12 protein-coding genes are annotated in these 14092 nt (G+C 56.3%); 11 read left to right on the top strand and 1 reads right to left on the bottom strand.

Translation table 11 applies throughout. The annotated features are described in order from the left end of the window. The first annotated feature begins 12 nt into the window (after positions 1 to 12). From AC0YOB_RS26750 to AC0YOB_RS26715, 8 genes are all read left to right on the top strand, one after another. Positions 13 to 900: a carbohydrate ABC transporter permease gene (locus tag AC0YOB_RS26750; protein WP_210038818.1), complete on the top strand. Its 888-nt coding sequence runs from the start codon at positions 13 to 15 to the stop codon at positions 898 to 900. A gap of 96 nt (positions 901 to 996) precedes the next feature. Next, a complete protein-coding gene (locus AC0YOB_RS26745; RefSeq protein WP_475795358.1) occupies positions 997 to 2538 on the top strand; it encodes an ABC transporter substrate-binding protein in 1542 nt (513 codons plus the stop codon). 27 nt (positions 2539 to 2565) lie between these two features. Beyond that, the gene (locus AC0YOB_RS26740; protein WP_475795357.1) at positions 2566 to 4485 is read left to right on the top strand and encodes a DUF8034 domain-containing protein; all 1920 of its coding nucleotides are present in this window, start codon (positions 2566 to 2568) and stop codon (positions 4483 to 4485) included. 557 nt (positions 4486 to 5042) lie between these two features. Beyond that, positions 5043 to 5948: an aldo/keto reductase gene (locus AC0YOB_RS26735; protein ID WP_475795356.1), complete on the top strand. Its 906-nt coding sequence runs from the start codon at positions 5043 to 5045 to the stop codon at positions 5946 to 5948. A gap of 116 nt (positions 5949 to 6064) precedes the next feature. Then, on the top strand, positions 6065 to 7948 hold the full coding sequence (locus AC0YOB_RS26730; protein WP_475795355.1) for a hypothetical protein: 1884 nt from the start codon (positions 6065 to 6067) through the stop codon (positions 7946 to 7948). Positions 7949 to 7967: 19 nt separating this feature from the next. Further along, on the top strand, positions 7968 to 8792 hold the full coding sequence (locus AC0YOB_RS26725) for an amidohydrolase family protein (protein WP_475795354.1): 825 nt from the start codon (positions 7968 to 7970) through the stop codon (positions 8790 to 8792). Between the two features lie 59 nt (positions 8793 to 8851). Then, complete coding sequence (locus AC0YOB_RS26720) at positions 8852 to 9973, top strand: glycoside hydrolase family 88 protein (RefSeq protein ID WP_475795353.1); 1122 nt, start codon at positions 8852 to 8854, stop codon at positions 9971 to 9973. A 14-nt stretch (positions 9974 to 9987) separates the two neighbouring features. After that, positions 9988 to 10629 (top strand): hypothetical protein, encoded by a 642-nt coding sequence (locus AC0YOB_RS26715; RefSeq protein ID WP_475795352.1) that lies wholly within the window; start codon positions 9988 to 9990, stop codon positions 10627 to 10629. A 116-nt stretch (positions 10630 to 10745) separates the two neighbouring features. Here the strand turns inward: AC0YOB_RS26715 and AC0YOB_RS26710 are convergent, their stop codons facing one another. After that, on the bottom strand, positions 10746 to 10961 hold the full coding sequence (locus AC0YOB_RS26710; RefSeq protein WP_475795351.1) for a hypothetical protein: 216 nt from the start codon (positions 10959 to 10961) through the stop codon (positions 10746 to 10748). Positions 10962 to 11278: 317 nt separating this feature from the next. Here AC0YOB_RS26710 and AC0YOB_RS26705 point away from each other — a divergent pair, with 317 nt between their 5' ends. The 3 genes from AC0YOB_RS26705 to AC0YOB_RS26695 are packed head-to-tail and all read left to right on the top strand — an operon-like array spanning position 11279 to position 13600. Next, entirely contained in the window at positions 11279 to 12127 is an 849-nt protein-coding gene (locus tag AC0YOB_RS26705) for a protein phosphatase 2C domain-containing protein (protein ID WP_475795350.1), read from the top strand. Positions 12128 to 12157: 30 nt separating this feature from the next. Further along, the gene (locus AC0YOB_RS26700) at positions 12158 to 12946 is read left to right on the top strand and encodes a hypothetical protein (RefSeq protein WP_475795349.1); all 789 of its coding nucleotides are present in this window, start codon (positions 12158 to 12160) and stop codon (positions 12944 to 12946) included. Positions 12947 to 12973: 27 nt separating this feature from the next. Beyond that, positions 12974 to 13600 carry a phosphatase PAP2 family protein gene (locus tag AC0YOB_RS26695; protein ID WP_475795348.1) on the top strand — a complete coding sequence of 209 codons (627 nt, stop codon included), beginning with the start codon at positions 12974 to 12976 and terminating at the stop codon, positions 13598 to 13600. Positions 13601 to 14092 lie beyond the last annotated feature (492 nt).

Genomic DNA, 14092 nt, shown 5'->3' with positions numbered 1-14092 from the left:
AGGTGAGAATCCATGTCCAATACGGCTAGTGCAAAATCCGCGCAGCTGATCATTAATCTGTTCTTTCTCGTGCTGTCGGCGCTGATCGTCATTCCGCTGCTGCTCGTGATATCCATATCGATTTCAGACGAAAAATCGCTGCTGACGACCGGGTACCGGCTCATTCCCAGCCATATTAATTTCAGCGCCTACTCCATGATTCTCCAAAATCCCGGCCAGCTGCTGCAGGCTTACGGCGTTACGATTCTGGTCACTGTGGTGGGATCTGTGGCGGGCTTGCTGCTGACCTCAATGGTTGCCTATTCCATCTCCCGGGCGGACTACAGCTACCGGCGGGCCACGACGCTGTATGTGTTCTTCACGCTGCTGTTCAGCGGCGGCCTGGTGCCGTTCTATATTCTCGTGACCCAATATCTGGGCATCAAGGATTCCATATGGGCCCTGATCATCCCTTATCTGATCAATCCGTTCTACGTGCTGATTATGAAAGGATTCATGGAGAAGCTTCCGGGTGAAATTTATGAGTCGGCAAAAATGGACGGAGCCAGCGAATACCGCATTTTTTTCAAAATCGTGCTGCCCTTGTCCACGCCGGCGCTGGCTACGGTCGGTTTGTTCATCTCCTTCGCCTATTGGAACGACTGGTGGCTGGGGCTCCTGTTCATCGACAACCAGAAGCTGGTTCCGTTGCAGCTGCTGCTGTACCGGATTATGAACACGATTGATTATTTGTCCAATAATATCGACAGGGTGAATGTTCAAATCGACATGACGCAGTTTCCGAAGCTGTCCGCCCGCATGGCGATGGCCGTTCTGGCAGCCGGACCGATGATGTTCGTGTTCCCTTTCTTCCAGCGGTATTTTGTAAGCGGACTCACGGTTGGTTCCGTCAAGGGTTGATCCGGTTCATCCGCTTCCGCACGGCCAAGGCCGGACGGACTGTGACACATACAGCTTCAAAGAAGAGATGAATAGAAAACGGGAGGTTACAAGAAGATGACAAAGGCGAAAAACAAAGTGCTCATGGTCATGCTTGGCTTGATGGTTCTGGTTCTTTCCGCTTGCGGTTCCAACACCGGCAATAATGGCGCGAATGACCCGGCAGGCAGTACAAACACCCCGAACTCCGGGACAGCTGGCGAAACGGCCGACAATGGCGCCGATACGTCCAAGGAAGTGGAGCTGACCTGGTATTTCCCGGTTTCGGCGGTTCCCGCCGCTATGGATAAGGTGGCTGCGGAAGCGAACAAAATCATCAAGGAAAAAATCAACGCGACTGTCAAATTCATGCCGGTGGCGTTCGGGGATTACACGCAGAAGATGAACACTGTGGTGGCATCCGGGGAGAAAACGGATTTGATCTGGACCTCCAACTGGAATTTTGACTATGTGCAAAATCAGGGCAAGGGCGCATTCCTTCCGCTCAATGAGCTGATTGACAACTATGCGCCGGACGTTAAGGCCAGCATGCCGGATTTTGTCTGGAAGGCAACTGAGATTGACGGGCAAATCTACGGCGTGCCCAATTACCAGACGGTAACGAACCGCGAAGGCTTCCTTATTCAGAAGCGCTATATCGACAAGCTGGGCATAGATATCAGCACGCTCAAGAAGCCTTCCGATCTGACCCCGATTCTGGAGAAAATTCATGCGGACGACAGCTCCGTCATCCCGATGGGCATGGACAACAAAGGGAAATTCGGCAATATGAACCGCACCTACAATTTGGAAAATGTCATCACGAATATTGCGGTCATCGATCTGAATGACCCGGGCAAAATCATCAATATGTATGAGACGCCGCAGTACGAGGAATATTTGGCCATGGTGCAGGACTGGTTTGAGAAAGGCTACATTAATCAGGACGCGGCAACGCTCAAGAACGCAGCCAATATGAATCTGACCGGCAACGTCATCACTTCCTATCATAATGTGCTGAAGCCGGGCGGAGAAGCGGAATCGAAGGTTCAGATGGGCGGTCAGGATATGGTTTATGTTCCTGTGACCGATGTATACACCGGCACAAACACGATTATTACGACAATGTCGGCGGTCAGCCGGACGTCCGAGAATCCCGAGCGGGCCATGCAGCTGATTAATCTGGTCAATACGGATAAAGAGTTATATAATCTGCTCATCTACGGAATTGAAGGCACGAACTACACGAAAACGGCGGACGACAAGGTCAAGCTGATTCCGGACAGCGGCTATGCTCTCAGCGATTGGGTACTCGGCAATGTATTCAACGGCTATGTCCTGGACGGCAAGGATCCTGAGGTTGCAAAGCAGACAAAGGCAGAGAACGAATCCGCGAAGCCTTCGCCGATTATGGGCTTCAAATTCAAATCCGATGCGGTCATGTCGCAAATTGCCAACGTCACCTCCGTGGTTGACGAGTATTCCCCCGGCCTGAATACAGGAGTCATCAGCGCGGCGGATAAGCTGGCCGAATTCCGCGACAAGCTGAAGCAGGCGGGCATTGACGAGATTATTGCAGAAGCGCAGAAGCAGCTCGACGCCTGGAAGGCTTCACAGTAAGGAAACGAAAAGGAGCGAACTTACCCTATGCCATTATCGGGAGAACGGGCGGAAATGCCCATCCTGCAGGCGGACACCCTATGGGCGCCCCCACAATGGGCGCTGACGGAGCGGCTGCTGATCGATACGCTGAACGAGGCGGCTTCGGAATTCGTTGCCCGCTACACACGTCCGGACGGAACGCTGATCTGGCGGGACAATTGGCCCGGAATGGATGGATCGGACGATCCTTATGAAGCGTTCATGTATCTGTCTCTGCTCTACACAATTGGCGGGAGCGAGGAGGTCAAGCGGCTTTCCGGCTTCATGTGGGAAGCGCTTACCTGGCAGTGGACCGAGTATGGCCAGATTCATAATGAGTTTGACGGTTATTATGACTGGATGCATCATGGCGAAGGCTATCTATACTTTTATTTTCTGGGCATGAGCGACCCGGAGTCTCTGAAGAACAGGCAGCGGACCGTAAAATTCGCAGCCATGTATACCGGCGACGATCCTGCGGCTCCCAACTATGATAAGGAACTGCGGCTTATCCGCTCGCCGATTACGGGAAGCCGCGGTCCCCGGTTCGACATGACGGAGGAAGACTGGATCACTCACCGGGGGGTGCTGGATCATTATCCGGCGCCCTTCGAGGATCTGGATGGCGTCGATTACGCCAGCGGCACCTGCCGCTGGTCCGACGATCTGATTTACAGGCAAATCATCCAGCGGATGAACGAACGCAAGGCCAAAGGCGATGTGCCATTGAACCTGAACGCAACGGGATTGATCACCCACGCCTTCCTGTTCACCGGGGATGAAGCCTATCGCATGTGGGTGCTGGGCTATCTGGATGCCTGGAGAGAGCGGACGGCCAATAACGGGGGGCTGACGCCCGATAACGTTGGTCTGAGCGGGAAGATCGGCGAATACAACGATGGAAAATGGTGGGGAGGCTACTATGGGTGGCGGTGGCCGCACGGCTTCCTGACGATTATCGAGCCGATGATCAATGCGTCGATGAACGCGCTGCTGCTGACAGGCGACAAAAGTCAGCTGGATCTTGCAAGGAGCCAGCTGGATATGAACTGGAGTCTGGGCAAGGAGGATCAGGAGGGACGCTGGGTCACGCCGAACAAGCATACGGATGCCGGATGGACGGATTACCGTATACCCAATGCCGTGTATCCCATTCATCTGTGGAGCGTATCCATGAGCGAAGAGGATCTGCAGCGCGTCCGGCGCATACCTATTCCCGAGTTCCTGAGGCGAATCGATATTCCCGTCGTATCGGGGCGAAATCCGGATACAGGCAAGGAAACGAAGCATTTCATCGGCAACCAGATTCCGTGGTTCCTGTTCATGCAGGGCGAATTTCCGGATTACCCCCAGCGCATTCTGGACGCCAATTACCGCCTGATCGCACAGCAGCTGGGCAAAATGCGCTCAGAGGCGGGAGATCCCGCCAATTGGGACTGGGAAGATATTAACAGCATCCACACCTGGCAGGAAATGTGCCCGGTCTATATGGAGTCGCTCGTGCAGCTGACCTTCGGCGCGCCTGCGCATATTTCGCACGGCGGCCTGCAGCACGCCCGCATCCGTTATTATGACGGCCTGGTCAAGCGGCCGGGACTGCCGGAATCGGTGGCCGCTCTGATCGACCGAATATCGGAGACTTCCGTTACGCTGACGCTGGTCAATTTAAGCCTGTTCGAGGAGAAGGAAGTTATTCTGCAGGGAGGAAGCTTCGGGGAGCATGCGTTCCGCAGGGCTGAGCTGTATGACGAGGCAGGCAGCAGGACAGGCAGCGCCGACACGTCCGGCAAGTGGCTGCTGGTCCGGCTGGGCAGGGGCGCAGGCGTCAAATTGGAGCTGCAGATGGACCGCTATGTGAATGCTCCTTCCTATGAGACGCCCTGGCAGCAGGCGGACAGCACGTTCATGCTGCGAGGCAGGACTTAGAAGTCCGGTGATTGTCTGGCGGTGAGGGCGGGAACTGCCGGAGAAACGCAAGCTTTGTGTGAGGAGGCGGCTGCGAAAGCAGCCGTATACAACAGCAATGCCGACAAGTGCTGCAGGCGGAAAACCCGTTTTGCAGTTCTCCGCGGATATCAAGTAGACGACGTTCTCGCCTGCGCAGCCGGATTTTTTCAGGGGAAGAAACGGGGTCTGCCGTCTGAGAGCGGGAAGCTTCTTGAAGTATATGGAAGTATATCCTTTCATCTATTCTTTGTTTATATGTCTGAGGAAAGAAGCTTGCTGCGCCGCCAATAGGACGGCGACGGATGTTTCTTCCTGAAAATCAGAACGTATAAAATTTGGCCTCACTATTTCTGATAATTGTGAGGAAGAAACTAACTTTACTACCGGGAACAGCGAAGCCGTTAACTCTTTCCAGAATGTATAAGTATCACATTTATCCATTACTGGAAGGTCGAATGGAAGAAATTTACGCCCCCGCAAAGGACGGCATTAGCCGTTTCTGCTTGCGGGGACTGATAAAGCAAGGAGGGAACGAAATGGAGTATACGACGCTGGGCCAAACCGGCATCCGGGTGTCGAAGCTCGGTCTTGGCGGCGCCCCCCTGGGCGGCGACTTCGGCGCAACTACGGATGAAGAGATAGAGCGCGTCGTTCACACGGCGCTTGATTCCGGCATTAATTTCATCGATACCGCTCCCCTGTACGGCAACGGGCAAAGCGAGCTGCGTATCGGGCGCGCGCTGAAGGGAAGACGCGCCGATACGGTGCTGGCAACCAAAGCCGTGAGGCGCGATCAGGCCTACACGTACGAGAATACCCTAAGCTGCTTCGAGGACAGCCTCCGCCGCCTGCAAACCGATTATATCGATCTCATCCAACTGCATGAGCTGGAGCGGACGACCTTTGAGGAAGCGATGAATGGGACCGTCGCGGCTTTCCTGAAGCTGAAGGAGGAGGGCAAGGTGCGGGCGATCGGCGTCAATGCAGGCAAGCCCGAGCTGCTGCTCCCCTTCATTGCTGCGGGGAAGATCGACATGGTGCAGAATTACGGCCGCTACATGCTGATCGACTTCTCGTCGAAGGACACGCTGCACCCCTTCGCCAGAGAACATGGAGTCGGCATTATCAACGGGAGCGTGCTGGGCATGGGACTGCTCGCGGATTCACCCGCTCCCTTCCTTCAGGGCCGGGAGCTGCTTGAAGAGGCGGAGCGGCGCAAGGCGCAGCTGGACTTTCTGCGCAGGCCCGGACCGAAGGGCCTGATCGAGCCGGCCATGCGCTTCAGCCTGACCTGTCCGGACATTGCCGTTACGCTGACGGGAACCAGCTCCGTGCAGTCGCTGCTCAAGAACATCAGCTATTGCGACGGACAGGGGCTGCCGGAAGCGGAGCTTGCCCGTTTGTATGAGTTGTTTGGAGGGCTCCCGCCCGTCTTTGGCTGACAAGAGCCGGAACGAAGCCAGGAACCGGCCCCTATACAAGCCTCCGGCATCGCCGGGAGCGAGGCGCGCTGCAGCAAGTAAATCAGAATGGTTAAGGAAGGCGATGAGCTTAAGCCATGGGCATCGATCAACTGACACTTCGCGAGCTGAAGACGGCGCTTGAAGAAGCGGACAGGGACGGTTATACTTTGTTCCCCGAATCATTAGCTGCGGATAATTGGAAGAAAAGCGCGGCCAAGCCGCTGTTTGCCCCTTTATGGGCGCAGGTGCGGGAGAAGGGCGCGTACTACGCAGCCAATCAGCCCGAAGTTCTGCCGTTCTCCGAATTCATTCTCTTCGGGCAGACGGGAGACCGGCAGACCTTCGAGGCCAAAATATTTGACCGGAGGATGCGCCTTGCCGTGCTTTCCCTGCTTAGGCTGACTGACGGTCCCGGCGAATGGGATACGCCGCTTGAAGACTGCCTGTGGGCGATTTGCGAGGAATCAACATGGGTGTTCCCGGCGCATGTGGGGGTATACCGCAATGCGTACCCGGACGATATTTGGGACCGCGAAATTCCGCCGCGCGAATCGGTGGATTTGTTCGCTGCGATCACCGGCTTCGCGCTTGCCGAAATCCTGGCTATGCTCGGAGATACGCTGCATCCCTGGATTCGAAACCGGATCCGCAAGGAGCTGGACAGCCGCATCTTCGGTCCGTTCTTCCGAGATCCGGCGCCGCATACCTGGGAGCTGAAGACCAACAACTGGCCGGCTGTATGCGCGGCTGGCATCGGCGCGTGCGCTATCTATGAAGAACGTGACAGCGAGCGGCTGTCGGGCATGCTGTGGCGGATTATTGACTCGATGAGGAACCATCTGAGCGGCTTCGACGAGGAAGGAGCAACGGCGGAAGGCGTAGCCTATTGGCAGTTCGGCTTCGGGTTCTATGTCTACTTCGCGGAGCTGCTGCGCGAGCGGACGGGAGGACGGATTGATCTCCTGGAGGGCGATAAGATCGGACGGATCGTCACTTTTCCGAATGCCTGCCTGCTCTCCGGCAGCAAGGTCGTCAATTTCTCCGATTCGGTGGAGCGGATTGATTTTAATCTGGGCTTGTTCGCGCGGCTGCATTCACGTTTCAATAATGTCGAAGTGCCGCAGCAGCAGCCTGAGGCCAATCAGCTGTTCACGTATTGGGCCAATACGAGCAGGCTGATGATGTGGACATTGGACGGCGGAGATGCAGCCGAGGCGGCTTCCACAGCTGAAGCTCCGTCCAGCACGGCTGGCGGCGAGCCGGTCCATGAGGATTATTATTTCAAGGGCCACCAATGGGCGATCTCCAAAAGCCGCAGCGGGGATGGTTTCATTGCCTTCGCCGCCAAGGGAGGCAGCAACGGGGAGCCGCATAACCACAACGATCTGGGGCACTTTTTGCTGCATGTGAATGGCGTCAGCGTGCTGGCTGACCCGGGAGCTGGCCATTATACGCGGCAATATTTTCAGCCCGGAATCCGGTATGAGACACTGACAGCCGGATCTCATGGGCATTCAGTACCAATTATCGGGGGCAGAAGGCAGTCCGCGGGCAAAGAGTACCGGGCGGAGGTCACCCATTATGCACGCACGGAGGAAGAGGTTGCCTTTGATCTGGATTTAACCGGAGCCTATGACTGTCCAGGCTTGGCCGGGCTGACGCGCCGTTTCCGCTGGAAGCGATCAGCAGCGGGAGCGTTCGAGCTGATGGTAGCGGATTCCCTGCGGTTTGAAGGACAACCGCAATCGGTGGTCGAAGTCTTTATTTCGTCGGTTGAGCCGCTGCGGCCGGGGACAGGTACGCTGCTGCTTGGCCTCGTGGAGATGAATTATCAACCGGGGGCTTTTGAGCTGGAAATCGACCCGCAGACCGCCAAAGGGCTGAATGGAGAGGAGCGTGTCTTCTACCGCATTCTTTTGACGGCAATCGGGCCAGATCTGCAGACTGAGAGTGAAGTACGGTTCAAATGGCGGGTGTAATTCAGAAAGGGGTAATCGCATGTATGTAGACAGCCATGTCCATATGTGGGAGCTGGCGCGCGGGGATTATACATGGATTAAACCGGATACTCCGGTAATTGCGCGGGACTTCATTCCGGAAGATCTGCTGCCTGCATTGGAGCGGAATCATGTCGATTCGGTAATTCTTGTTCAGGCTGCGGCGACCACTGCGGAGACAGATTACATGCTGGCGCTTGCGGAGAAGGTTCCGTGGATCGCGGGGGTGGTAGGCGGGATGAGCCTGCTGGCGGACGATTTTGAGCAGGATTACTTCAGGCTGAGGGAGAACCGCCGTTTTGCCGGGATCCGCATTAACGGAGGTGATATTCCCGAGGTCGGAAGCAGCGCCGAGAGACTGCTGCTGTCCAGGCTTTCCCGCCTGCAGTCGGACGGGCTGACGCTGGATATGCTGGTGACTGCCGCGCACTTGGGAGCTGCCGCCAAGTTACTGTCGAAGCTGCCGGATCTGAAGGCCGTCATCAATCATCTGGGCATTCCGGGCGTGAAGGATGAAGCCTGGGAGCCATGGAGCTCGGGAATCTCGCTGCTGGCGCAGCTTCCTGGCACCGCATTCAAAATCTCCGGAATGCTGACCCAGGCGGGAGGGTACTATCCGGAGCTGCTCTACCGCTATGTTCATCATCTGTGCGTGGCGGCCGGTCCCGAGCGGGTACTGTTCGGAAGCGACTGGCCTGTTGCGCTGCTCGGGGGCACTTATGACGAAGCAGTAGAATTTTTCGAGAAGGTGCTGCCGTCTGAATGGAGCGAGCCGGAGCGTAAACTTGCACGAAGCCTCAATGCCAGGCGCATCTATGGCGTGTGAAGGCCTGTGGCGGGAGCGCAAGAGATGACGGAACACAAAAAGGATGGGGGAATACAGGGATGCAGGATGCGGGACAGCTTCAATGGGCAGAGGACAAATGGCAGCAGATTGTCGGCAAGGTCAGCCTCACAAGCAGGCGAATCGGCGACTCATTTCCCTATATTTCGATAGACGGACAATACTACAATGAAGAGCCGGATTGGTGGACCAATGGCTTCTGGCCGGGGCTGCTTTGGCTGATTTACCGGGAGAACGGAGATGAACGGCTGCGGGATCTTGCCGACTCTGTTGAGAGACAGCTGGATACCCCGCTCCAGCAGTACGAGACGCTGCATCATGATGTCGGCTTCATGTGGAGCCTGACGTCAGTCGCGCAGTACAAGCTGCTGGGCAATCCCGATTCCAGACGCCGCGCTCTGACGGCGGCCAGCCATCTGATGGGCCGTTACAATGCCAAGGGACATTTCATCCGGGCCTGGAACCAGCCGGAACGCGTGGGCTGGGCGATCATCGACTGCCTGATGAATCTCGGCTTGTTATATTGGGCGAGCGAGGAGACGGGGGATCCCCGCTACCGCCATATTGCCATGGAGCATTCGGATATGGCATTGCGCGACATCATCCGCCCGGATGGGTCGAGCAATCATATCGTAAGCTTCGATCCCGAAACGGGGCAGCGGCTTGAGGCGATCTCCGGTCAAGGCTACGCCGCCGACTCGGCCTGGTCCCGCGGAACGGCCTGGGCGCTCTACGGAATGGCGCTTGGCGCGCGGTATACGGGCGAAAGCCGGTATCTGGAATCGGCAAGGAGGACGGCACAGATGTTCCTCGATCATCTGCCGGAGGACGGACTGCCGCCTTATGATTTCCGGGCCCCACATGAGGAGGGCATGGGGATGGACTCCAGCGCCGCCGTTTGCGCAGCCAGCGGAATGCTGGAAATCGCCCGGCTTGTGCCTGCGGCGGATGCCCGGTACTATCGGGATGCGGCTTTTGACATGCTGAAGAAACTGGATGAACGCTGCGGGACCTGGGATGACGACGGGGAAGAGGGGTTGCTGCGCATGGGAACCGCGAATTTTCCGAAGCGGGCATTCGTGAATGTTCCTATGATCTATGGCGATTATTTCTTCGCGGAAGCGATCTGCAAGCTGAGGGGACATGAGGAGCTATTCTGGTAAGGGGGAATATGCGGATGAGAAGACGACTGGCTTATTCCATGCTTAAGACCGGAAGTTCGGAGCCATTTCTGCATATCCTGCAGGTGAATGGGGACGTGCTTCAGACAGCCCTGCAAAATCAGGGCATAAACACGTTCTCCGTCTTTACGGGCGACAGGCATGTATGCCTGTATTACGAAACGGCAAACGATGATTTAGTGTTCGAATGGGGACCGGCTGCCGGCAGATGGCTGGAGAACTGGCCGGATGAAAGCGGCGGGCAAAAGGTGGTATCGATGATCGATATTTTTCATGACGGCTTGCCCGAAGATGCTGAATCCTGGCGCGGCTCGCGCAAGGTGGAGCAGCGTGCCGGAGCGGTAGCCCGGCTGAAGCCGGAGCAGTTCGCATCCTATGTCTTCTATCATTACCAGCTGCAGGAGGAGCGGCCTGAGGGCTTCAATAAAACCTACATCATCGGAGCACGCGGCACGCTGCTGTTCTCCTATCAGGAGCTTCCGGCAGAGGTGAGCGCTGTCCCGAGGCGAGGGCTTCTGGACACCAGCCGCACGCCGGAGGACTGGCACGGCACCATGGAGCCTCACTTCGAGCGCTGGGCCGGTGCTGCCCATGGCCAGGAGCTGTGGCGTCCGCTGAGGCTGATTTTCAGCTTTTAGCGGAATGTCATCAGCCCTTATGGCCTGATCCTTCAAGGCCGCGTTCGGCAGCTTCTGCACCGCATGAGCTCATCGCGCACGGTGCGGCATACGTGCTGGATGCCAGCCACACGCGGTTATCTTTTGCGCAGCTCAAAAAATTCGCAGTCCTTCCGGGCATGATAAGCGACATCGCTGACGCTGGACTGGATAACAATGGTCTGCTCGTCAAAGCGGACAATCACCCCGCCCGTATCAATAATATGATCATCCTTGAAAACACGGATGCGGAACTGGCGCTCCTGCGCTTCATTGAAATCCTGATCCGTCAATAAACGGCGATGCTGTGCCATTTCTCATGCTCCTTTTCATGAATCCCCATTCTTCCACAGGATGGGGATTTTGTTGTTTCAAGCCTGAATCTATGCCCGCTTGGATTCGATTCGGGCGCTTATGCTGCTTGTTCATTGCCGGTTCGGGTTGATGGGGTCTTACCCGTGCCCGGTCTCTATGAGAACAGGTTCATCATGTATCGGAATCATCATAAAGCCAATGCATGAAAATGTCGAGTGCCTGCCTCCCAAGCGGACAAGTGCGCCTGCATGCCGATACTTGAATGGTGCCGCAAATACCTCCATAATAATAGAGAACCGATGGGGGGAGAAGGCTTTTGAAACTGACGAGTGTTACCGTAAAAGGCGTAAGTCCGTGGAATGAGGATTCCTTCATAGTGAATGAAGAAGCGGGACTGTTCGGCGTTGTGGACGGGGCCACCTCGCTCGTTCCTTATACGGGAGCCGGTGGAGAGACCGGGGGTTATCTGGCCGCGAGGCTGATTTCCGATTATTGCGATGCTCAGGAAGCAGTGGCTGTTTCTCCGCTTGGATTGCTGGAGGAGGCGAACCGGCTGCTGCGCGCGCGCATGCTGGACGCGGGCATACGGCCTGAGCGGAAAGAAGAGCTGTGGAGCGCATGCGCCGTCCTGATTCATATCGGGGAGAATTGGATTGAATTCGCTCATGCCGGCGATTGCATGCTGGCAGCTTACTATAACGACGGCACGATACGGATCATCACACATGATCAACTGGCCCATGTCGACGACCGGACAAAAGCTGTTTGGGCCGAGGGGGTTCAGGCGGGACTGGCGACGCGGGCGGAGCTGTGGGAATATGCCAAGCCGCAGATCATAAAGGGGCGGGATTTGGCTAACGCGCCGGGGGGCTACGCCGTGCTGAACGGCGATCCGGCATTTGTGGATTATGCGGAATTCGGGCGGATCAGCCGGACCAATATCGAGTCGCTCCTGCTATTGTCCGACGGGCTATACATACCGAAGCAAGCAGGCGAATCCGATCGCGAGGGAGCGCTGGAGATCGCCTGCAAGGTGCGGGAGATGGGCCTTCAGCGTTATATCGACTGGCTTCTTGCCCTGGAAGAATCCGATCCCGACTGTGTGATATATCCCCGGGTCAAGAAATCGGACGACAAGACGGCGATTGTGATCAGCTTCACTTAAGTCACAAGTCCGCTAATATGGAGGCTGTTTATGTTTGAGCATTATGTGGGCATCGATTATTCCGGCAAAGCTTCACCAAGGCAAAAGCATACCTCGATTCAGGTATTTGAGGCCCTTGCCGGCGGGGAGCCGCAGCGTGCGCGTCATAACCGGAGCTGGTCGCGCCAGGGCTGTTACGCCTATCTGGCGGATTCGCTCAGAACGCAGCAGGAAGGCAAACGGGGGACGATGATTGTGGGAATGGATCACGGGCTGTCCTTTCCTTTGTCCTATTTTCAGGATGAACGACCGCATAAGCCGGCTTTGCCTGACTGGATGGCTTTTTTGCGGCATTTTGACGAGCATTGGCGGGAGGCGAGGGAGAAGCCGGTGTCGGCGATTGCCTCCCCGACGCTGCCTTATCCGAATCCGACGGAGCTGAGAGTGACGGAGAAGTACACGTCTTCCGCGAAGAGTGTGCTTCACCTGAATCCGACGCTGATCTCCGTGGCGTTCTCCACGCATGCCGGGCTGCCCTGGATCTACGATCTCCGCAGGGAGTTCGCCGATATCTTGCACGTCTGGCCTTATGACGGTCTCGAGCCGCCCCCGCACAAGAGCGTGATCGCGGAGGTGTATCCGTCGCTGCTGCACAACCGGTATTCGTACCCCGGGGAGCTTGCCAAACGGGACGAGCGGGATGCTTATGCCATCGCGCTTTGGCTGCAGGAGCAGGACCGGTCCGGCGGACTGGGGCATTATATGAGCTTGTCCACATTGACGCCGCAGCAGAAAGCGGAGATTGTTCCTCTGGAAGGCTGGATTCTCGGCGTACTGTGATTTATAGAATATGGAGGTAAATGTTTGATGTGGGTTTTGTTGCTGCTGTTAGCTTTAGCCGGATTCGGGGGGCTTTCCCTGCTTGTCCAAAGAGACAGCCTAAAGCAGTTTGATCTTTCAATTATTCATGCCGTACAGGGCTGGGAGAATGATTGGCTTACCCGGATTGCAAATGGCTTGTCCTATTTTGGTTCCTCGAAAATCGCCGTTCCATTCTCGCTTGTTATCGCCGTTCTGCTTGCTGTGGTGTTCAAGCACCGCAGGGAAATTGTATTATTTATCGCCGCTTTGCTCGGCTCGTGGATGCTCAATGAAACGTTGAAGGCCCTGTATCAGCGGGCCCGTCCGGATATACACCGTATTGCCACGGAAGGGGGCTTCAGCTTCCCCAGCGGCCATTCCATGTCGGCCTTCACCTTGTACGGCATATTAACCTTTCTGCTGTGGAGGCATCTGCCCACCAAGCGCTGGCGAATTGCCCTGATCGCCTTCAGCCTGTTCATGATACTGTGCATCGGCCTCTCCCGCATCTATCTCGGCGTTCATTATCCATCCGATGTGCTCGGCGGTTACTGGGTCAGCGCATGCTGGATCACCTTGTGCATCCGCCTGTTCCTCATCTGGCAAAGGCGGACTGCAGCCGGCAGGGCATAGCGGGGCTGCCTGTTGCCTGCCCTGTCTCCAGCCGCGCGGTTCTTCAGCCGGAAATCCCCCATTCAACCCAATTCTGCTGATCCAGTCACACCGCTTCTGGCAGCTCATCTCTTCGCACCGCGTGCAGCTCCCGGCACGCGGTGTTTCTGCATGACGGTGGTCGGTCGACTACGTGTTCTGCGCGCGGCGGGAGGGCAATGTTGTACAGCTGCCAATCGCATGTATGGGGAATCGGCGTTGGAGGGTTCTGATGTAACGATTAGACGGCATGTATGCATAACTGCAGCGATACTCATTCACTGTACCCTCTCACCGTTCGTGTGATGTTTTTGAGAAGCATTGGCTAGGAAAGCTCAAATGGCAGCTCCAGCCAGGAAAAATCTGCTTACACGCACGCCAGCCCCTAGGTGGGGTCCTGTAAGCCGGAAAAACCTTATTGGGTGTACATACAGCCCCCTGCATATCCCAAATGGCAGCTCCAGCCGGGAAAAA

The organism is Paenibacillus sp. JT31N17, assembly GCF_056269255.1.
This window is presented reverse-complemented; position numbering and strand designations above follow the sequence as displayed.